16 protein-coding genes are annotated in these 19,214 nt (G+C 40.5%); 1 reads left to right on the forward strand and 15 read right to left on the reverse strand.

The annotated features are described in order from the left end of the window. The 14 genes from N518_RS0113675 to N518_RS0113740 all read right to left on the reverse strand — a co-directional run. Window positions 1-206: helix-turn-helix domain-containing protein (locus tag N518_RS0113675; protein WP_230400572.1), on the reverse strand; the 206-nt coding region annotated here is incomplete at its 3' end. Window positions 207-300: 94 nt separating this feature from the next. Beyond that, on the reverse strand, window positions 301-1,716 hold the full coding sequence (locus N518_RS16395) for a PepSY-associated TM helix domain-containing protein (protein WP_228133346.1): 1,416 nt from the start codon (window positions 1,714-1,716) through the stop codon (window positions 301-303). 11 nt (window positions 1,717-1,727) lie between these two features. After that, a complete protein-coding gene (locus N518_RS0113685) occupies window positions 1,728-2,000 on the reverse strand; it encodes a hypothetical protein (RefSeq protein ID WP_005019738.1) in 273 nt (90 codons plus the stop codon). A gap of 83 nt (window positions 2,001-2,083) precedes the next feature. Then, window positions 2,084-4,279 (reverse strand): TonB-dependent receptor, encoded by a 2,196-nt coding sequence (locus N518_RS0113690; RefSeq protein WP_017401178.1) that lies wholly within the window; start codon window positions 4,277-4,279, stop codon window positions 2,084-2,086. Between the two features lie 199 nt (window positions 4,280-4,478). Further along, entirely contained in the window at window positions 4,479-5,078 is a 600-nt protein-coding gene (locus N518_RS0113695) for a GNAT family N-acetyltransferase (protein WP_005026562.1), read from the reverse strand. Next, window positions 5,078-5,728, reverse strand: coding sequence for an RraA family protein (locus N518_RS0113700; protein ID WP_005026564.1), 651 nt, complete (start codon window positions 5,726-5,728; stop codon window positions 5,078-5,080). Before N518_RS0113700 ends, N518_RS0113695 begins: the two co-directional genes overlap by 1 nt. A 14-nt stretch (window positions 5,729-5,742) precedes the next feature. Further along, window positions 5,743-6,507, reverse strand: a complete 765-nt coding sequence (locus N518_RS0113705) for a (2Fe-2S)-binding protein (RefSeq protein WP_005026566.1) — start codon at window positions 6,505-6,507, stop codon at window positions 5,743-5,745. Window positions 6,508-6,548: 41 nt separating this feature from the next. Beyond that, on the reverse strand, window positions 6,549-8,474 hold the full coding sequence (locus N518_RS0113710) for an IucA/IucC family protein (RefSeq protein WP_005026568.1): 1,926 nt from the start codon (window positions 8,472-8,474) through the stop codon (window positions 6,549-6,551). Window positions 8,475-8,485: 11 nt separating this feature from the next. Next, window positions 8,486-10,327: an IucA/IucC family protein gene (locus N518_RS0113715; RefSeq protein WP_005026570.1), complete on the reverse strand. Its 1,842-nt coding sequence runs from the start codon at window positions 10,325-10,327 to the stop codon at window positions 8,486-8,488. A gap of 22 nt (window positions 10,328-10,349) precedes the next feature. Beyond that, complete coding sequence (locus N518_RS0113720; RefSeq protein ID WP_005026572.1) at window positions 10,350-11,786, reverse strand: MFS transporter; 1,437 nt, start codon at window positions 11,784-11,786, stop codon at window positions 10,350-10,352. Between the two features lie 13 nt (window positions 11,787-11,799). Next, complete coding sequence (locus tag N518_RS0113725; protein WP_005026573.1) at window positions 11,800-13,206, reverse strand: lysine N(6)-hydroxylase/L-ornithine N(5)-oxygenase family protein; 1,407 nt, start codon at window positions 13,204-13,206, stop codon at window positions 11,800-11,802. Next, complete coding sequence (locus N518_RS0113730; RefSeq protein WP_005026574.1) at window positions 13,199-14,989, reverse strand: IucA/IucC family protein; 1,791 nt, start codon at window positions 14,987-14,989, stop codon at window positions 13,199-13,201. The genes N518_RS0113725 and N518_RS0113730 overlap by 8 nt, the downstream gene beginning before the upstream one ends. A gap of 541 nt (window positions 14,990-15,530) precedes the next feature. Continuing rightward, complete coding sequence (cueR, locus tag N518_RS0113735; RefSeq protein ID WP_005026575.1) at window positions 15,531-15,923, reverse strand: Cu(I)-responsive transcriptional regulator; 393 nt, start codon at window positions 15,921-15,923, stop codon at window positions 15,531-15,533. Window positions 15,924-15,986: 63 nt separating this feature from the next. Then, window positions 15,987-18,464 (reverse strand): heavy metal translocating P-type ATPase, encoded by a 2,478-nt coding sequence (locus N518_RS0113740; RefSeq protein ID WP_005026577.1) that lies wholly within the window; start codon window positions 18,462-18,464, stop codon window positions 15,987-15,989. A gap of 151 nt (window positions 18,465-18,615) precedes the next feature. On the opposite strand from N518_RS0113740, the gene N518_RS0113745 reads away from it, so the two are divergent. Beyond that, window positions 18,616-18,810: a heavy-metal-associated domain-containing protein gene (locus N518_RS0113745; RefSeq protein ID WP_005026579.1), complete on the forward strand. Its 195-nt coding sequence runs from the start codon at window positions 18,616-18,618 to the stop codon at window positions 18,808-18,810. Between the two features lie 130 nt (window positions 18,811-18,940). On the opposite strand, the gene N518_RS0113750 is transcribed toward N518_RS0113745, so the two are convergent. After that, a partial coding sequence (locus N518_RS0113750) for an integrase core domain-containing protein (RefSeq protein WP_026444400.1) occupies window positions 18,941-19,214 on the reverse strand: 274 nt, incomplete at its 5' end.

The raw sequence follows: 19,214 nt of genomic DNA on the forward strand, positions 1-19,214 counted from the left end.
ACAATAAATTTCCAGAGGATTGAATCGATTTTGAGTTTTCTGTGACCACGTCTACGTCTAGCGAAGGTGTTATCAGAAGCATATCGAGCTTGATAAACGTCATTGATGCTATTTCTTTTAAGCTCACGATAGATCGTACTAGGATGTCTTTTAATGAGTTCAGCAAATTTTCTGGCTGAAAAGCCTTCTTTTCTTGACTCAAGCATTAATGCAGTACGATCTTCAAAGTTAAGATGATGGTATGACAATTTTATATACTCCATAAACCCTTTAAATTAATTAGGTGGTTTATGTCGCACTTCAAGTTTTACTCTGCCATGTATTGAGGATGAAAGCTTGTGGAGAAAGAAATACAGGACTTAATACTGTTATCAATAAAATAAAAGCAGTGAATATAAAGGCTAAAATAATAGCTTTTTGCATTTTGATCAGCATCGGAATGATTAGAATTCCAATCCAGCTTATAAAAAATGTCAGTAACTCGTACTGAACTCGATGTTCAAGATTGGTTGGTAAAACACGGTTGGCCAAAAAATACATGGCTGTTGCAAATGGCAAGCCCAAGAAAGTGAAATAGTTAAGGTAACTCAGTATCTTATAACTTAATGTATGTTGCTGTTTAATCCGTTTCTTTTGCCATAATAAAGCTCCGGCGACCAGCATGATGCAACCAGCAAAACCTAAACTCGCCAACACCCATCTCATTGATTGACTGGCGTAATAACCCAAATGAATCCCATAGGTTGCCGAGCTGATTTGAGCGACAGGATGAAGATTCCTTTCATTATTTAGTTGCCTTCCAGTATTTGCTAAAAAAATAAATTGTGGATTATTGAAAGTAATTAATTTTTTATATCCATAGTCAAACGTAATTAAGGCTTCTGTAGTATTTGGATTTTTAACTTCAAATTTCTCCAGAGTAGTACCATTACTGCCCTGTTGAGGTAATTGACTGGAGAAGGTAGAGAATTCTTTTAAATGAATACCTGAATCTGCTGCCAGTTTTGGCGGATTGATATATTGTATTTCGTTATAAAATTTTTTTATTCCATTTTCGCCATATTGTTGATTGATTCCCCAAGGCATAAGCAGGTAAAAGAAAATCATGATGCCAGTAAAGGCCATAATTAAATAAAAAGGAAGTGTTACTACACCAGTAATATGATGTAAATCTAACAAGGTCCGCTGTCCCTTAAAACTCCGAAAGACAAAGAAATCTTTAAATATTTTTTTATGGGTCAATATCCCGCTGATCAATGCAATGAGAAATAGAATGCCTATAATGACTACGAGCGTTCTACCTACTACATCTGGTAAGGGATAAAGACTGTAATGTAATTTAAAAAAGAAGTCGCCTCCCAAACTTTCTCGGACCTCTTTTAAGATTAATCCTGTATTCGGATCTTGTATTTTATGGTACTTATTTGTTTTATCTTGCCACTCTAAAGTGTTAAAGGGCATTCGGGAATTCGCAAGATTCACCCGCCATCTTTTTGCTTCCAGGGCATGCATATTTAAATAATCATAAGCGACTTGGGCCGATTCAAAAGAAGGAGGAGGCTTTTTTAAATATAAAAAGATTTCAGGTTTAGACCAGAGGTTAATTTCAGTTCTAAAGTAGGCAATGGAGCCGGTAAAAAAGATTAAGAAACCTGACCATAGTACAACTATACCCAACCAGCTGTGCAAAGTTGCCTGTACCTGGCGAAACTGCATTTAATGTTCTCCTATTTTTTTATTATCCAATAGCCTAGCAACAAGACATAACTCAGATAATTTATTCTCTTTTGCCATCGCTTAGAGCGCAGACCAGGAACTAATACAATATAAAAAATGAGAAAAATAAAACCCAGGAGGGCAGAAAAATAGATATTTTCAGCTTTTGCGAAAGGTAAATAATCAGGTAAAACCCAAGATATCCATACGCTATAGGCATAAGCTGCCAAGCAGATATAAAAAATCTCTCTAATAGATAACCATTCTGATTTCTTTTTATCCATTGACGTTATCTTTCATGACATCTCAAGAAATGAAGAACTATCTGTTCTGCTATAGACTGCTACAGATAGTTCCTGGATAAGTATTAATAATTAATGGTATAGCTTAAGCCGAAAGTACGACCTTCAGCAGGAATCGCCAGTATAGGGTTATCATTAGTAACTGCTGCTTGTTGAGCAAATACGGTTTTGTATTGACGGTCCCACAGATTATAAAGACCAAAATCTACACGACCTTTAGCCATAGGAAAATGAGCCAAAACATCCATCGTGGTATAGCCTTTAATTTCGGCCGCACTATTGCTATCTGTTAGACCCGCCGCTTTTAATGCCTGGTCATCTTTATATGCTTTATCTGTACCTTTAATAGCTTGTATTTGTGCGCGCACACCATAGCCTTGCTCATTGCTCCACTCAGCAAATAGAGTACCTTTCGTCGGGGAAACTGCAAAAGCATTAAGTTCATGCCAGTTATTTGCAACATCTTTATATTGTCCCCGCGTATAACCCAAAGTACCACCGACCTTATAATTTTCTATAAATGGATAATTCACAGTTGCTTCTGCTCCATAAATGCGCTGATCGGTATCGACTACATTTACTGAACGGTCAGAATTGAACTGTACTACTTTATCAGAAGTGTTATAAAACCCCGTTAGAGCCAAGTTTATGCCATTATCCTGATTTAAGCGCCAACCCAGTTCATAGCTGTTAACTGTAATCGGTGCAATACCTGACGTCGTTAAGGTATAGGCAGCTACATCACGCAGTACCCGTTGTACATCAGGATAACTATAACCTTGTGAAAAGTTGGCATACACTTGCTGTATGTCCGTTAACTCATAAACTGCACCTAAATTGAACAGGAGCTTGTCAGAATCGGTAGAGTCAGCTGCCATTAATGTAATAGGTTTACGTGCAGTAAAATAACTGTCAGTATCCGCCTGAACATATTGATAACGTACACCTGCCTGAATATTTAAACGATCCGTAATGGCATAATCACCTTGTACAAATGTTCCAATATTCTGGATTCTTGTATCAGGTCCCGCACTTTCTTTTTTACCTGTAGGGGTATAAACCAAGCCATTATTACTAGGTTTATAGTAATCGGCCCACTGGTGGTCTTTTTCCCTGTCATAGTCCAGGCCATAGGTCAGCCTTAAAGCCCGGTCGGCTACCTGCAGATCAGATTGAACGGTAGAGCGAATTCCTGCATAGTCCACATTGGATTGACTTTGCTTTACGTCAACACCATCTTTTGAATAACCATATGGTACAAAACGTGCTTTTTCATTACGGTAATACGCTTCAATATTCAAAGTTTGTCCCAGGAAATCCTGATTTTGATATTGGGTATTAAAGGCATAGCGTTCTGTGAAAGGTTGTTTATCTAAACTCCATCCTTTAATGGCTTTATATGAAGGCTGTGTACCTTTTTGCAGATAGGAATAGTCAGGGCCATATTCGGTATCCTGTTCATCATTATAATATTGTGTACCAAAACTTAAGCTTTGCTGATCGGTTAAATTAAAGTTTAAACGGCCATTCACATCAAGCGTGTTAGTATCCATCGTGCTGCCCTGCCAAGGGCTTAACGGGATACGATTGCCTTTACCATCAAACTGCGAACCTCGGCTGGTATAATCTATACCTAAAAAACCGTCCATCTTGTCATTATTAAATGAAGCAGTTTGCCCCACTTGATAAGCTAGGCTATCGCGACGGAAATTGTCAGCCGATGTCAGGCCCAACTTGGTCTGAAAACTGAAATTTTTCGATTTATCTGCACGTTTAGTAATAATATTAATGATCCCGCCCGTTGCACCTGAACCATAAATACTGGTCGCACCTGAAACTACCTCAATATGATCAATCATATTTGGACTGATGCTGTTGAGCTGACGCGCTACGTCACGCGAACCTGTTTGTGAAACTCCATCGATCATGACCAATACATTACGACCACGCATGGTTTGTCCATAATTACTGGTTGTTCCACTACTTGGTGCCAGTGAGGGTACGAGTTGCGCTAAAACATCTGCAACTTTCCGGCTCGCTCCCGCCTGTTGAGCAATATCCTCACCCTGAATAGTCTGTACTGTACCCGCAATCTCAGCAATTGTTTTAGGTGTACGGGTAGCTGTGACCACAATAGGAGAAAGTTTCATTGTTTTATCTGAATTTTTCAGCTCTTTTAATTCAGAACCAGAATCTTCCGCATATAAAAGTGAGGAAATTGCTACAGTAAGAAAACACAGACTAAATTGAGATAGTCGCATTCTTAATCCCTTTATAAGAATATTAATATTGATGCAAATAATAATAATTATTATTATCAATGTAAATTTTTTGTTGCAATATTTACTATTTTTTCACTCAACTTTTTGAAGTTACTTTATCAACTAACCTGAATCGCTAAATTTTAGAATCCGGATTTTAAAAATGGTGAAAAAATAAATTGATAAGCCCAGTTAACAATTATTTATTTAAAAAAGATTTATATTCCCCACATTTTTCATAAAATTCTTCTCTGAAACAATAGTATAGAATGGCATTTTTCTCTGGCATCCTGATTTTTTTCTGCGCTTTAAAAGCAATATCTTGTGCAATGTATTCATAAGATCTGACACGCTCATCAGGTTCGCCAACAATTTTTTCTGCAGGCGAATTTTCAAAAATGAAATAAATTATCAGACGCATAACGGCTCTAAAATGCCCTTTTCCGACCACTTTTTTTTCACCTAATAGAATATGCCAACCTAAATCGTGATCTAATGCAGAGTAATACAATGATAATCTGTCTCGCTTGGCTTCATAAATCTCCAGATAGCCAATGTCCTCCCCTTCGATCTGAATAATGTAGAGCCGCTGATGGTCATCTACCTGCATTTTTTCAAAATATGCTGCCAGTTCCGATTCTGGCTTATTGAGTTGCCATTGTGGAATAACATGTAGTTCATGCATCCATTTATACAGGAGTGGAAAATCATCCGGTAAGCTTAAGGCCCGCAGTGCATAGCTGATACCTTTTTCCTGATAATTAAAGTGGTTTGGTAAGCAGGAGGATAAGGTCTTCATTAGATTATGTCTCTTTCTGAATTATTTCTGTGGTTTAGCTGGTGATAATAATCTTCAGGAGGATGTTGTTTAAAAAATTGATCACGTTTTTGCTGTTCGAGTAACTCTATATTTTGAAATTGGGCCACATATCTTTCTGCCATGTCAGGCTTTAAAATAAACACACCATCAGCATCTCCAACTATAAGGTCACCAGTGGAGATAACAGCATCAAAATAATAAATGGCCTGATCAAAATCGACCAGGCTTTCCCCTTCGGCTCTGGTAGTTAAACAACTGACCGCCTGGGCAAAAACCGGAACTTTCATGGTACGTAAGGCGCTGATATCGGTAACTGCACCCAACACCACAATTGCAGCCAGTTGATGGTAAATGGCAGCTCGATGACGCTGTTCGCCCCAACAGGCGCGATTACCGATGTTGCGCGCATCGATCACCAAGACATCACCCGCTTTACTGGCTAAGAGAGCCTCACGAATCTGCATAGCGTTAACAGAGTTTAAGGTGACTGTTCTGACCCTACCTGCTATCTGCTGAATTGAATTTACAGCATGAATACCAGGTAAATAGCCGGTATCTAAAATATGGCCGATCGTTGAACTGGAAATAGCGGAATAAGATTTTAATAAATTATCGGATAGTTCTAACATGAAGGTTGATCACTTTATGGGTGTTTATTTGCTAATGGGCAACTGCCGCAGTATTCATTTTCAGCTTCAGGAAGTTGAAAATAAAAGCAGCATTTTTTACGCTGATAATTTTCGAGACTGGATTGACTGCTGTGTTGCAAGAGTAAAAACGGATTGTGTTTTAAACCAAACCGTTCAGCCTCCAGATCGAGTAGAAACTGACGTTGCATGTCGCTCTTGTAAATGTCATCGGGATTTTTGCGCTGCATCAGGTCATAGAACTGTAAAATACGCAGAGCGGTATTTTCCCAAAGCAGAAACCGTTGTACTTTTGCTACCTGACCGATCACCTGAAAAATCTGATTGAGGTCATGAAAAATCTTCAACATAAATGCTTCATAACCAGAATTTTGAGTACTTAGAGCCGTTAGAGATAAACTTGAAGCCTTAAAATTCAAATGCTGGTCCCAAGACCACGTCGGTGCCATTTGCACTGAAAGTGCTGACAGCTGCCAAGATAAATTTAGCTGTTCAGTGAGCAGGGCATATAGATAAGGAAATAGCAGCGGAACAGCCCAATATTTTATGAACATTGAACCTGAACAGGTCAGGTTTAAGGCCTGAATACGGGACTGAAATTCACCCAATACCATTGCACAATGCCGGGGCTCTAATAAATCTGCAAAGCTCAATTCATTGTGCTCATGTAAATTTATGTGGATGTTAAGTTTTTCAGCCAATATCTTTCTGGCCTGTGCTAAACCTGGCTGTTCAAATTCCAGTGCAAAATCAATATTCATGACAGAGATATGGGAACGCACGTTTTAGAGACCCGTTTTATTCACTGTAATGAAAAGTGCGAAACTTTTTTTAAAATATTACAGGTTTCGCCGATGCTGCTGGGCATGCTCCCTACTCGATTCTGCTGCTCCAGCAATGGACGAATGAGCTGTTTATACGGCCACTGTGCTTTTTCGAATAGAAGGTTCTGTAACTCAGCCCTCGCCTCTGCACACAATGGGGTATGATTCAAAGCCTGCTGTAATTGTTGAGCTAATACGCGCCACAGTTTAAGTTCATCAATATGATAATATTCAGCAACTGCTTCTAAAATACTGGCCAGATTGACCTGTATGCCCAAGGTCTGTAAATACAGGATCAAGTCTTCGACAGCATCATGATAAAGCGTAATTCTAAAATCATGCGGGCTTAAATAGCATGGATCTTCCAGGCCGTGTTCTAGCAACCAAGGTAAATAGATCCGCACCGAATCATGGTCACGCAGCATAAAGCCTGAGAACTGCCCTTGATTAAGGACTATGCAGATATTTTGGCCATGAATTTCTCCCATGAGGCCTAAGCGGAATAAACGTAAATTCACCTCAAAAAAATCTTTGCACAAGGTTTTAAATGCATCAATGACATTAGTCTGGTTCGACTCAAGCTGTTGAGCCTTGAGAATCAGCTCAAACGGATAGATTTCTCCTTCAATGCAATGCCCTAAACTGGCCATTGGAATAAGCTGGTAGGGATGCTGCAATAATTCGGAAGGAATACGGCGCCGCTGAGCTGCCAGATGCATCGGCCGCTCTTCAAATAAAATAAGATTATCTGGTGTTAGATTTTCAGGTTGATGAGGTAAATACGCCCACCACTGGTTCTCATCACACAACCACAAGCGTTTTTTCAGTACATCATCTTTTTGTTTGGCAACCTGCAAAATTTTCTGGTTTTTTTGTCCATTAATCATTTTGACAATCGGTAAAAACCGTAGCGAGCCTAAAGATTTTACTGCTAATGGAAGCTTCAAACTATCTTGTGGTTTGGTCTCAGAAAGCAAACTTCTTAGCGAAGAACTGGCATACAGGTCAGCAGACTGAAATTGCAAGGGCACAATCACCTGCTCGTCAAGTTCTGGCTTAAACTGATCTGCCAGTACATGCTCAAACTGCCAGGCATGCATAGGTAAAACCAGATAATCATCACTCACCCCCTTCTGATTTAGCTCCTGCTGTAACTGTAAATTTTCTTCACTGCTCAAGAAAATTTTGGAGGGTTGATGAATTTTAAGCTGGGTCACGTCCTGTCCAAAGACCAGCTTTTCTTTTTTAATTGCTACCCAGTTCAAACGGATGGGCTGTGAAAATTCTGGGCTAAATTGCCGGTACTCATCATTGGAAAAACCCTCTTTGAGCTTGGCCAGTGGATGATAAGGACGGTCTCGAAGTGCAGCATACTGTTCTAGCTGAATAAATAATTCAGCAGGTTGATCTGATAACCATGTTTCAGAACATATCTGATGATGGTTACTGAGCTGGGTTTGTAGCAAGGTTAATTCCAGTTCGGCGCTTAAGTTTGCTAGCTTTGATTCCTCACAGCCTGAAAAATACTCCAAACGCCGCATAGCATTAAATAAGTCCAAAGCATTGCATAGACAAGTTTGAAAGCCTTGATCTGTCAGAACCTCTACCCGAAAACAGCACGCCAAGGGCTGAATTTGCCAGTCCTGTTTAATGGCTTTACGTACGGGCAACAGAATAAATTCGGCTACATGTGAGTTGAACAGAACAGCAAAATAGCTCTGATCTGTATACCCTTCAAATAATGAATCAAAACACTGGCCAAAACGGGCTTTTAATCGGGTTTTAGCCTGCTGCCGGGTGAAAATAGCCTGCTCGGAAATATAGCCTTCTACCAAAAAACTGTTTACCAGATCGACCAGAACCATTTGTGTGCTAACAGTAGGTGAAAACAACATCGTATTCATCTGATACACTCTTAAACTGATAGTTGACGAAATGCATGTAGTGGATTATTCACCAGACGTAGCTGTACTTTGCTATCACCAAACAGCCGTCTTTTGGTTAAAGATTCAATGCAAAACTGCGCTGCAAATACATCAAATTTTTCATATCTACTTTGATGCTGCGGGTATTTTTTCTGGAAGTGATGAATAATATCGGCCGCCTTTTGCCAGAATTGCTGTTCAGCTAACCCAATTTGCTGTTGCAGGGTGATCGCAATATCACTTAAAGCGACAAAAAATAGACAGGCACAACTAAAATCCCGAACTGCATTTAAATCATCGGTCAAAATAAAGGACATGCGATTGGCTTTGGCATGCTCTGCCGGCAAGGCATGTAATTTAGGACACTCATCTGGATGGGTGAGTTGGTCCGGATGAAAACGAACACCGTCATGAAAATCTTTTAAAATAATGCGGGTTGGCCAGCCATTCTGATGTAGCAGAATGATGTTTTGTCCATGTGACTCAGAGCCGATTCCTTCAGCATGCAATAAAAACAGAATAGGCTGGATCACCACGGAGAGGAATTGGGTCAGCCAGGCTTCAGTTCCATGTGCATCTAACCAGGGCTGAATCAGAAGTTGGCCATCGTTCTGGACATGACTGATGCCGTTCAGCGGAATGGCATCTTCCCCCGGCTTCAAATAGTGGTGAACGCTTTCACGCCACAGACTTCCAATCGTGCCATAAGCCTGTCTGGCATGAGATGTGGGAAGCTTGGTAAAGTCAACAGCAGTCGCATGTACTTCTCTTAAAATTGCAAAATCTAAAGAATGGGCAATCTCGCTCTTTTCGATCAGGCCTTGCAACCAGTCGGTAATTAACGGGCCATTCATAGCGGCATGCGAAGCCAGAATTCGTGAGCTTGAAGTATTGGTTAAACTCATCGAAAGTTTGATATAAGGCTTTTCTGGATGCTGTAAGTTGGTTAAGGTTCTTAATGATTGCTGCGCAATATAGGCATCAGTACCACGGCCTAAATACACCATTTTTTGTGCGGTTATTTCTTCAAAAAATGTATGGGCCAGGGTATTTTCCCACTGCCAGGGATGTACAGGCAGCCAAGTATATTCAGTAGCATCCAAGCCCTGCCTTACCAAAACCTGATTAAATATTTCTGTCTCTCCTTTAGTCAGCTGTTCATGTAAAAACTGATCTGCATCAATTGAGTGAGAGACATTCTCTGAACATAAAGAAGAATGTACAGCCAGCCAGACCAGATGGACCGGTTGTGCATACTCTACGCCATATTTCAAGTTATCTTGCAGGCTGAAGCCAACCCGGGACTTATAACACGGGTGATAGGGATGCCCCGCCATCAAATAGGTTTCAAGAACGTCATAGCTGTGCTGGACAGCAGGAAGCGAAAACGCATTTTGATACTGCTGCGATTGCACATCATGAATAAAAGTCCGTTTTAATTCATGAATAAAATCTTCTAGTTTTGCCCCATTTGGAATAGCCCGAACAATTTCATCAATCACCTGATTTAATTGTGCAACCGTTCTTTGCCCGGTATGGTCTTGGCGCATGACATCCTGATCATCCATACGCACCAAACCAAAACTCAAATAGTGTTTACCCGAGGCAATATACTCTACCGCCTGCTGGTTTCGATCCTGAGCACTAATGATAAAACATTCATTTTCTATTGTGGCTGCAATTACCTCTTCATAAATCAGTGCCTGAAATAACTGTTTAATAACTCGTTGCTCTACCTTTTTAATAGCAGCCTGATCGGGTTGTTGCCAAGCCAAGGTAGGTGTAAAAGTGGAATGGTTATTTTGTGCGAATGCTGTAGCTAAGTGACCCATAATTTTTCCTTGATTATTAATTTTAAACATGAAGTGTGGACTGTTTTGAATGTGGAAATTTCCATGCATAGGGCAAGCCTAATAGCATCATGCCGGCACAGAAGAAAAACAGTTCGCGAATTGCATACAGTTGTGCAATAGGCAGTTCATGGTTCAATAACAAATGCTGTGTACGAATTTGTAAATAAAGTGCAGCCATCACCACGGCGACAGCCGAACAGAGGCGCCGAAACAGATTATTGACAGCAGCCCCTTGCGTGACCAGCTCTGGATTATGTAGATGATTAAGCCCTGCGGTGGTCGCAGGCATATATGACAAGCCAAAACCCAGACCATGAATGATCATGCAAAAGATGAGCAAACTAATAGATAGACCGGCAGCCAGGCCCAGCCCTATAAAGGCGATTGCAGTTAGCAACAGGCCAAAACTGATCAGCCGTTTTGCACCGTGCTGATCTAGATATTTACCTGCGTGTCTGCTGCATAGACTGGTGGCTAAGGCACTACTCATCAGCAATAGGCCTGTCCAGATTGGACTTAGCTGAAGTGTATTCTGGACCAGTAATGGAATCAGTAGCAGGCTCATAAACAAGCCAACAGTATGTACAATCGAAATGATCAGACTGTAATTAAACTCACGGCTTTGAAATAAGGGCCAAGCAATAATCGTGCTGGTTCTTTTTCGGCTGAACCAAATAAAACCAAACCCGCTTAATCCACTTAAACCGAAGAGCCACCAGAATAAAGACTGGGAAAAATCTGCCCATTGCTTAATTGTGCTTAGCCCCAACAGTAACGAAATGATTGAAACCGCCAGCAAGCTAAAACCGAACCAGTCAAATTTCAAATTGCGAATAAGTGACTGCTTGGGCAAATATAACCATCCGATGGCCAATGCTGCTATAGCCAAGGGAACATTTAGCAGAAAAAGTACTTGCCAACTGAACCAGACCAGAAGCAGTGCACCCAACATCGGGCCACAGGCCAGAGTCAGCATGATCATTGCGCCCCATAGTCCCGTTGCACTACCACGTTGCTGTTTCGGTGTCACTGAAAAAATAATGCCCAGCGACAATGGAATCATCAATCCACTTGCAAAACCCTGTAAGGCCCGTACAGCCAATACTGTTTCAAAGCCAGAGGCAAATACACCGCAGACTGAACTCAACATAAAAATACTTAATGCAGATAAGTAGACTTGGCGCTGACCAAAGCGCTGGCTTAAAAAACCAGTTAACAGCAGGCTGAGGCTCATGGTTAAAAGAAAAACTACCACCACCCAGCTTACTGCTACTTCTGCAATCTGAAAATCCTGCATCAACTGGGGAATTGCCGGGTTAAAGCTACTATTATTGAGACTCACCGTTCCTGTTCCCAACATAACAGACAGCATGACCCAGCGTTGGGACAGGTCAGGATCCGAAACAGAACGGGAATCTGAATTTGATATTTCAGCCATGACAATTCCCCATTTATTTCATTGAATATTGAGGAAATAAATCTGCTACTTTTTTTGAAATCGGTGATGAAATCACATCTGTCCGAAAATTACTTTTGGCTATAGCAGGCATAGCAAACGAAGCTTCAGTTTCCTTAATCTGAAAATCCTGAAAACTTTGTCGGCCTTCAATTTCAAAATAAGTTTTACCTAAAATTTGATTAGCTATTTTTGCAGAACGAAAAGCTCCTAAACCCAAGTCAGGCGTCCCGACACCATGATGCTGCAAGTCCGTGTTCTGAACATAAATTTCCCCATCACCCTGATAATTGAGTTGATGGTTTTCATTAATTTCCCATTGATGCTGTGGATTTAAACCAATCTTAGAGCCAAGCTTATTTAAAAAGTCTAAAGATGGATATTGATAGCCCGTTGCAGCAATAACCGTACTGGCTTGTATATTTAAATTCTGCTGTTTCTGTATCTGTAAAAATTTAAGCTGAATATTTTTTCCATGAACCAGCTGGGCATTTTCAAGATGATAATGACCTGCCAGAGTGACATGTGTATCTACTGCTCCAATACTGCGCTGATAAAGCCGTTCATAAATGTCCCGGATAGTTTTGGCACTAATACCCTTGTACAGGTTGGCCTGAGTTGCAGGTAATGTCGTTTTTAAGTCTTGGGATAAATGATAAAAATAAGACATATAATCTGGACTAAAACTTTCCAGACCGAGCGGCGTATTTTCCATGGGAAAAAAGCCTGCTGAACGGGTGAGCCAATATAAATGAAATTTTGCTTGCCCGGTTTCAGGGTTAATCTGCCTGTCAAATAAGTCAATAAAGATTTCAGCAGCTGATTGACCCGAACCAATGAGCACCACATTGCCCGATAACTGCTGATCACCCTGATGTAGATAATTCGAGGAGTGCAGACAGTGTGGATGTTGCTCGGCTATCCGCTGTAATGGCTGGGGTAACTTGGGTGTTGTCCCTGTTCCCAACACCAGTTTTCGAGTTTGATGCACAGATAGCCGGCCTTTTTGTTCGGTAATAACCTGAAAACCACCTAAAATTGGCGCGATGTCGGTTACTCGGCTACCAAACTGCAAATGCTCTAATTGTTGAACGACCCACTGACAATAATGATTGTATTCTTGGCGTGGAATATATAAATTTTCCCGAAAATAGAACTTATATAGACGTTGATGGGCTTTTAAATAATTTAAAAAGCTATACGGGCTGGTCGGCTCGACCAGACTAACCAGATCCGCCATAAAAGGTACTTGCATCATGGCATTAGGTAGCTGTATGCCAGCATGCCAGTCAAAATCCTGACGTTTCTCGAAAAATTGGTATTTGAGTGAGCTCTGCTGATGAAGCAAGGCTGCCAGACTTAAATTGAAGGGTCCTAAGCCGATCCCGATAAAATCAAGCATATTCAGCCTCCACTACAGTCTGTACAACATACAGCGGGTTTTTAAGGTTGATGTAAATGGATTGCTGAGAAATATGGGCTTGTAATTCATCTAACTCATACAAACGCGTCATCAAATTACCTTTATAGGGGAAGGTTTCTTGATATAAAACAGTTTTTAATAAATTACTTTCCGGATATTTCTGGTAGGCCTGCATCAGACAGGATTGCAGCATTTCAATCAGTTTTTGCTCTTCAACTACTCCTGTTATACCAATGGCATTGATCAGACCGAATAAAGTATTACCAATAAAGTAATAACGGAAACGCTCATCCACTAAAGCTATTGGACAGACTGCTTGGCCATCTGTTGCCAGTGTCGGGAAACGTTCTAAAATTTCGCTGGCCAGTTCCTTGATATAATAGAATCCCTGATTGTCTCTAAACCAGACATTTTTAGGCATACCCTCTTCAAGCTCAATTAAAGTATTTTGCTGATGGGCCTCAAATGCCATACCAAATTCATGATACAACTCCATTAGTGGCAAAATCGTGATTTCCAGAAAACGCTCAAACCACTGCAAAGCAATATTGGCTTGGCTTTGACCAGTTTTTCGGGAAAGATTCGCAAAGATTTCGCTAAAACGGTTTCTAGCTTCAAAAGGATGGTCTTGGCAGAGTGAAGCAATACAGGTCACATTAGCATTTTCCTGGAATGGGTTTTCGCGCAAAATACAAATGGTTTCATCTAAAACCTGGCCGTTAACTTTTAAAGCCATCCAGGCCGGATCACTGATAGTTTTTAAATGTGGATGACGCTGCCTGAAACCGGAAAGACACTCATCATTCCACAATTTGTAGCTCAGCAAACCACGATGACATTCTTTATAAAGATTGATACGAATAGAGTTGGTTACGGCGACTGTCAGAGATGTTTTAAACATCCAGGGCGCCTGTTCGCTATATAAAGTACGTACCGAGGTGGTCGCTTTCATCTCCCAACCCAAGGCACCAAAATCAACCAGTCTGCCTTGATGTAAAAGCTGTTGATACCAGTCTTTATCTTTTAAGTAGCGGGCTTGCCATGGATGTAATGGTAATAACACATAATCAGGATACTCATCCATTTTGGCTTGATGATAGGCATTAAAAAATGGTGCAAGGTCCTGTTTTAATTGGTTAGAAATATCAGTTTTATGTGCATTGTCATGTACTACCTGATCTGGATGGATATACAGGAAATGCATCTTAAAAGTACTTTGGGTTTCTGGAGAATAAAGCTGCCAGTCATTTTGAACAAAACCCTGACGGCTCTTTGGTGAGGGATGCATACTATGCCCGAGAACCAGAGCTTGCTCACTTTGAATAAAGTTTTGCTGGACCTTAATTACGGCATCGATCTGCTCTTCACGGTAACTCAGAAATTGTTGCAGAGCCCCGCGGCTTTGAATCCAGCATTCAAGCAAAGATGAGGAATCTAATGCTTCATCATTTTTTTGAAAAATTAAATTTTCCAACAAGTTTGCTGCCAAATTGACCGGGCTCAGCTTCAGTATTTTCCCGCCTTGTTCTACCCACGGTAAAGCAGCGAAACGATGTCTGCCTACTTTGCTCACATAGGCAAGTGGCGCATATAAAAACCCGGAAACTGTTTGCAAAGGAATACACAATACGGTATTTCCCTGACTCTGATTTTGTAACTGTTGCGATTGTTCTGCGCTAGGAATAAAACGACCATTACCTGTTTCTTGTAGATATGCATTGACTAAATGTTGTAAAGCGATCTTATCCGTGAACGATCTCATCTTCATCACTCTATTAAGTAAAAATAGTGTGATGAGTAAAATATACTTATATAAATTAATTGTAAATGATAATTACTATTATTTACATTTTCATTTAATAGAGTACTAACAATCAATATTGCATACATAGCTTTAAAAAAATCTCCATTAAATTAAATACTTAAATAAAAATTTCTCTATAGATAAAAGAACAGATAAACTTATTGAGGAGTTATAGTGAAATAATTTAGGTTGGGATGACTAACTGCTTTAGTATCCGAATATATTAATTTAGATGTTGAGTATGTAGCTGAAATCGACGTGAAAACAGCGGCAGCCTTAGGTTGTATTCAGTTCAGTACAGAAAATTTGTCCCGGTCAGTTAGAAAGTTTTTATATTTTTTAGATGATAGTTTTTCTAGAAAATTACTTTATACCGCAAATAAATATAAATTTATATATTAATTAAACAAAATCAAAAAATTATCAGAACATCTGTCTCTCGTATTGTATATAGCTTTAGGTATATTTTCCTGTAGCATGAATAACCATCCTCGCTATTTTATTTCCCTTTTTCAATATGATTTAAAATTGCACAATCTGCACTATTATCGCCAGTACAATAATTTGCTGATGTCTGTAAAAGATTAACCATTTCCTGAAATCTGGCGATTCTTTGTTTTAATTCATCGATATGTTTTAAAGCCAGTTGCTTAACCTCAGCACTTTGACGATCTGTATTTTTCCATAAGGAAACCAGTTCTTTCATTTGCTCTGAGGAAAAGCCTAAATCTCTGGCATGCTTTATAAAAACCAAGGTTTTTAGATCACGTTCTGAATAAATCCGATAGCCAGAATCCGTTCTTTTAGCAGGCTCAAGCAGACCAATCTGTTCATAATAACGGATCATCTTAGTTGAAATGCCTGATTGTTTCGAAGCTTGACCAATATTCATTTATTACCTCTGGCCTAAACAGGGTTTCAACCTTAATTTGATTTCCACCCTTATCAATATAGTTTATGTACTCACTTGCGGCGCATTGAAATATTTTAGGCGTAAGGCATTACCCAATACAAAAACAGAAGATAATGCCATGGCACCCGCTGCAAAGATGGGTGACAGTAAAATACCAAATGCAGGATACAATACCCCCGCCGCAATAGGGATCAAGGCAATATTATAAACAAACGCCCAAAACAGGTTTTGTCGAATGTTACTAATGGTTGCCTTACTTAATGCGATTGCATTGGGTACACCCTGTAAATTACCTGACATCAATATAACTTCTGCTGCCTCAATCGCCACATCGGTACCTGTGCCTATTGCCAAGCCAACATCAGCTTGGGCCAAGGCTGGCGCATCATTAATACCGTCTCCAACAAATGCTACCCGACCATATTGCTGTTGCAACTGACGTACTACCTCAACTTTTCCATCAGGCAGAACTTCAGCCACGACCTGATCTATATGTAAACGCGCAGCAATCGCCTGAGCAGTATGGCGATTATCACCTGTAATCATGGCTACCTTCAAACCCAACTGGTGTAAGGCATTAATGGCAGCATATGTGGTTTCCTTGATGGGGTCAGCAACAGCAATAATGGCTGCTAATTTATGGTTAATTGCCACATAGATTGGGGTTTTACCCTCTTGTCCCAAACGTGCTGCTTCCTGCTCAAAAGATGTAACATTAAGGTCCAACTGCTGCATGTAACGGTCAGCACCAATCTGGACACTCTGTCCTTCAACCTCTGCCTTAATGCCTGATCCTGTAACTGAATCAAAAGCTGTTACAGGCAACAGATTGATTTTTTGCTGCTCTGCAGCCTGAACAATTGCCAGTGCAATCGGGTGTTCAGATTTTGCTTCAACCGAGGCCACAATCTGTAGAACTTTCTTATGTTCAAAACTTTGCTGAACATGAAAATCGGTCAATAGTGGCTTACCTTCAGTCAGTGTACCTGTTTTATCTAATGCAACAACCTTAACTTCCTGTACAAGCTGAAGAGCCTCACCTTTACGGAATAACACACCCATTTCTGCACCGCGTCCTGTACCTACCATAATTGAGGTCGGGGTCGCTAGTCCCATTGCACAAGGGCAGGCAATAATCAATACTGCCACTGCATTCACCAAACTAAAAGTTAAGGCAGGTTCTGGACCGAAAATAAACCAGACAATAAAAGTCAGCGTAGCTAACAGCATTACCATTGGAACAAACCACATCGTGACTTTATCAACCAACATCTGAATAGGGAGTTTGGAGCCTTGAGCCTGCTCAACCATACGAATGATTTGTGCCAATACAGACGACTCGCCAATCGCAGTTGCCCGAATATTTAATGTTCCGTTCTGGTTGATTGTCCCGCCTACCACCTGATCTCCCGAATGTTTTTCTACAGGAACAGGCTCACCTGTAATCATGGACTCATCAATATAGCTTCGGCCTTCCACTACTTCCCCATCAACAGGCACACGTTCGCCAGGACGAATCTCAACAATCGTGTCAGTAGTCACCTCTGCAACTGGTACTTCTATCACCTGCCCATCACGGTAAATACGCGCTGTTTTAGCCTGCATTCCTATTAAATGTTGAATAGCCTGTGAAGTACGTCCTTTAGCCTTTGCCTCTAAATAGCGTCCTAATAAAATCAAGCTCACAATCACGGCTGCTGCCTCATAATAGACATGCACTGTGCCTTGAGGCAGTATTTCTGGAATAAAGGTTGCAACCAGTGAGAAACTATATGCAGCCAGCGTTCCAACAGCAACTAGAGAATTCATGTCTGGTGCCAAACGGAACAGGGCCGGAATTCCTTTCTGGTAAAAACGTCGGCCTGGAAATATGAGTACTAGTGTGGTTAGAACAAATTGAATCAGCCAGTTCGGTTGATGACCAATATATTCCATTACCCACATGTGAAAGGCTGGAATCATATGCGAACCCATTTCCAAAATGAAAACAGGCAGAGCTAAAATCAGGGAAAGAATTAAATCACGTTTAAGCTGTTGCTGTTCTGAGGCCTTTTTGCCCTGTTGTTCATTTTGATCTTGCTCAACCAGCTTGGCAGTGTAGCCAGCCTTTTGTACAGCCTGAATCAGATCATTAATCTGTAATTGAGTATTGCCTTGTACCCAAGCCCGTTCAGTTGCAAGATTGACATTGGCCTGTTGTACACCTATCACCTTTTTTAAGGCTTTTTCTACTCTTGCTACACAAGAGGCACAAGTCATCCCATCAATTTCAAGTTCTATGGGCTGCGTAGCACTAACTTCATAGCCAGCTCGCTCTACGGCTTTAGTCAATACCATAAGGTCTAAAGGCTCAGAAGAAGAAACCACGGCCTTTTCAGTGGCCAGATTAACCTGGGCACTTTCAACGCCCTCCACTTTCTTCAATGCCTTTTCCACACGCCCAACACAGGAAGCACAGGTCATACCGGTGATGGATAATGTTTCACGATAGGGAGAGGGTTTTATATTTTTTGAATCCATAACAACCTCTGTCATGACAATCTTTAAGGTGCAGCATACAGATTGACATCATGGTAAGGTCAAGCAAATTTTTTAAAAGAATACACTTGACCTTACCATCATGGAAAGGTTTAAACTTTGCTTGAAGTGATGTTCTATTTGGAGAAAATCCATGAAATTATTGATTGAAAATATGACTTGTGGGGGCTGCGCCCGTGGTGTGACTGCAACCATTCATGAAATAGACCCTAGTGCCAAAGTTGATATTGATTTAGCGACCAAGGTCGTCAGTGTAGAATCAACCGAAAGTATCGACAAGATTACAAATGCTTTAGCAGAAGATGGTTTTCCAGCAAAATCTCAATAAAATATTTGCTCACTTATCGCCTTATTTTTAGAAAAATAGGGCGATAAGGCCTAATAAAAACAAATATTTTTTATATGTACTAGCTCAAACCTGATCTGACAGTTACCCGATTTTTATTGTGCCTGTCAGGTTAAATTTGAGCTAAATTCTTCTCAGCCCAAATTTGTTTTCCATCAAGTAAAGTTTCAAATGGTGTACGACCACAGCAGATTTTTCCTTGATGAGTCCGTTCAGTATTATAGAATTTCAGCCAGTCGTCTAGATCCGTCTGCAACTCTTCTAGCGTGCTATAAAGCTTTTTCCTAAATGTAATTTGATAAAACTCCTGCAGTATTGTTTTATGGAAGCGTTCACAGATCCCATTCGTTTGTGGTGAAGCTGCTTTTGTCTTCGTGTGATCAATG

This window comes from Acinetobacter sp. UNC436CL71CviS28 (assembly GCF_000620525.1).
In the GTDB taxonomy this organism is placed as follows: Bacteria; Pseudomonadota; Gammaproteobacteria; order Pseudomonadales; family Moraxellaceae; genus Acinetobacter; species Acinetobacter radioresistens.

What these genes read in the sequence shown, in the direction of transcription:
- N518_RS16395 (WP_228133346.1), bottom strand. Translation starts at nt 1,716, where the DNA reads ATGCAGTTTCGCCAGGTACAGGCAACTTTGCACAGCTGGTTGGGTATA.
- N518_RS0113685 (WP_005019738.1), bottom strand. Translation starts at nt 2,000, where the DNA reads ATGGATAAAAAGAAATCAGAATGGTTATCTATTAGAGAGATTTTTTAT.
- N518_RS0113690 (WP_017401178.1), bottom strand. Translation starts at nt 4,279, where the DNA reads ATGCGACTATCTCAATTTAGTCTGTGTTTTCTTACTGTAGCAATTTCC.
- N518_RS0113695 (WP_005026562.1), bottom strand. Translation starts at nt 5,078, where the DNA reads ATGAAGACCTTATCCTCCTGCTTACCAAACCACTTTAATTATCAGGAA.
- N518_RS0113700 (WP_005026564.1), bottom strand. Translation starts at nt 5,728, where the DNA reads ATGTTAGAACTATCCGATAATTTATTAAAATCTTATTCCGCTATTTCC.
- N518_RS0113705 (WP_005026566.1), bottom strand. Translation starts at nt 6,507, where the DNA reads ATGAATATTGATTTTGCACTGGAATTTGAACAGCCAGGTTTAGCACAG.
- N518_RS0113710 (WP_005026568.1), bottom strand. Translation starts at nt 8,474, where the DNA reads ATGAATACGATGTTGTTTTCACCTACTGTTAGCACACAAATGGTTCTG.
- N518_RS0113715 (WP_005026570.1), bottom strand. Translation starts at nt 10,327, where the DNA reads ATGGGTCACTTAGCTACAGCATTCGCACAAAATAACCATTCCACTTTT.
- N518_RS0113720 (WP_005026572.1), bottom strand. Translation starts at nt 11,786, where the DNA reads ATGGCTGAAATATCAAATTCAGATTCCCGTTCTGTTTCGGATCCTGAC.
- N518_RS0113725 (WP_005026573.1), bottom strand. Translation starts at nt 13,206, where the DNA reads ATGCTTGATTTTATCGGGATCGGCTTAGGACCCTTCAATTTAAGTCTG.
- N518_RS0113730 (WP_005026574.1), bottom strand. Translation starts at nt 14,989, where the DNA reads ATGAGATCGTTCACGGATAAGATCGCTTTACAACATTTAGTCAATGCA.
- cueR (WP_005026575.1), bottom strand. Translation starts at nt 15,923, where the DNA reads ATGAATATTGGTCAAGCTTCGAAACAATCAGGCATTTCAACTAAGATG.
- N518_RS0113740 (WP_005026577.1), bottom strand. Translation starts at nt 18,464, where the DNA reads ATGGATTCAAAAAATATAAAACCCTCTCCCTATCGTGAAACATTATCC.
- N518_RS0113745 (WP_005026579.1), top strand. Translation starts at nt 18,616, where the DNA reads ATGAAATTATTGATTGAAAATATGACTTGTGGGGGCTGCGCCCGTGGT.